This window comes from Methylobacterium sp. WL18 (genome assembly GCF_008040015.1).
Classification (GTDB): domain Bacteria; phylum Pseudomonadota; class Alphaproteobacteria; order Rhizobiales; family Beijerinckiaceae; genus Methylobacterium; species Methylobacterium mesophilicum.
Window position 1 is genome coordinate 1 of the sequence record NZ_VRVD01000869.1, and the last position, 1,559, is coordinate 1,559.

The window sequence follows — 1,559 nt, forward strand, 5'->3', positions numbered from 1 at the left end:
GCCCTCCGGCGGCGTCGAGGCCCGCCAGGAAGCCCGCGAGCCACGCGCGCTGCACGGGCGTCGCGCTGCCGAGCACGGCATCGAGGCTGGCGCGCTCGCCGTCGCCGAACGGGGCGGTGCGCGGAAGGAGATTCTGGCGTGCCATCAGGGGACCATGTCGTGGCCTACGGGGCCGGTGTCAATCGAAAACGTTCTTTTTGCAGAACGCGCCTGAACTAGGATATTGCATTCGTTGCGCCGCAAAAAAAGAGAAGATCATTCTCCAACCACGGCGAGGACCGGGCCGGTGCCGGGGAGGTGGCGCCCGGTTTTCGGGGGTGCCGGGAGCGGCAGGGCGGTGGTGGACTTCACCTTCTCCATGGCGAATCGCGAGGTGACGTTCTTCAACGGCAGCACCGCGATAAGCTGCTTGTAGAAGCTGTCATAGGCCTGCATGTCGGCAACCACGACGCGCAACATATAATCCACGTCGCCGGCCATCCGGTAGAATTCCAGCACCTCCGGCATGGCCGAGATGGTCGCAGCGAAGCGCTGAAGCCATTCCTGGGAGTGGTCGGCGGTCTCGATCGAGACGAACACGGTGAGGCCGAGGCCCAGCTTGACTGGGTCGAGCACCGCCACCCGCCGGTCGATCACGCCGTCGGCCTCCAGCTTCTGGATGCGCTTCCAGCATGGGGTCTGGGACAGGCCGACGCGCTCGCCGATCGCCGCGATGGAGAGGGTCGCGTCCGCCTGGAGCAAGGCGAGAATCTTGAGATCGATGGCGTCCAAAGTCGTCTCCGTGGGATCCTTCCACGCTGGGCCGCGCGCGGGGAGTTTAGGCGTTTCTGAGGGCCGCCGAGAAGAATCTTTTGTCGTGCGGGGTCTCGGGTGCGGAGGAACAGGGTGCGCCACCGCACGCCAGGCCACCCGGATATGCCCGACAAGCACCCCGAGCCGCCTTGACTTCGTTCGTTATAGCGAACATTTCGACCCTTCGACAACTGGGTGCGGCGTGATCCGCGCCCTTATCCCACGCACCAACCTCAGGACATGTCGCGATGACCCGTCCGGACCGAACGATGGCCGAGTCCCTGTCCGAGCGGCTGTCCGGGCTCGACCTGCCAGGTCGCCTCCACCTGATCGCCGCCGAGGTCCCGGGCCGGCTCGTGTTCACCACGAGCCTCGGCGTCGAGGACCAGGCGCTGACCCACGGGCTGGCGATGGCCGGGCTGGCGAAGGGCCGCGTCGAGATCGTCACCCTCGATACCGGCCGGCTGTTCCCGGAGGCCTATGACACCTGGGCCGAGACCGAATCGGCCTACGGGATCCGGATCGGCGCCTACGCGCCGGAGCGGACCGCCGAGGAGGCGTTCGTCCGCGACGAGGGCATCAACGGCTTCCGGCGCTCGGTGGCGGCCCGGCAGGCCTGCTGCGGGTTCCGCAAGGTCGAGCCGCTCGGCCGGGCGCTGGGCGGCGCGGGCGGCTCGGCCGTGCGGCACCCGCCGCCGGCCTGGCGGGCCGGCCCCGCGCGGCGGGAGCCGTTGATGCCCGCGTCGCGGGCGGCCGCCGCCTCGGGG

2 protein-coding genes are annotated in these 1,559 nt (G+C 69.0%); one reads left to right on the forward strand and one right to left on the reverse strand.

Translation table 11 applies throughout. The annotated features are described in order from the left end of the window. Positions 1-255: 255 nt before the first annotated feature. Positions 256-771, reverse strand: a complete 516-nt coding sequence (locus FV228_RS29165) for an Lrp/AsnC family transcriptional regulator (RefSeq protein ID WP_147857649.1) — start codon at positions 769-771, stop codon at positions 256-258. Positions 772-1,040: 269 nt separating this feature from the next. Here FV228_RS29165 and FV228_RS29170 point away from each other — a divergent pair. Continuing rightward, the coding region (locus tag FV228_RS29170; RefSeq protein WP_246694070.1) for a phosphoadenosine phosphosulfate reductase family protein at positions 1,041-1,559 on the forward strand (519 nt) is incomplete at its 3' end.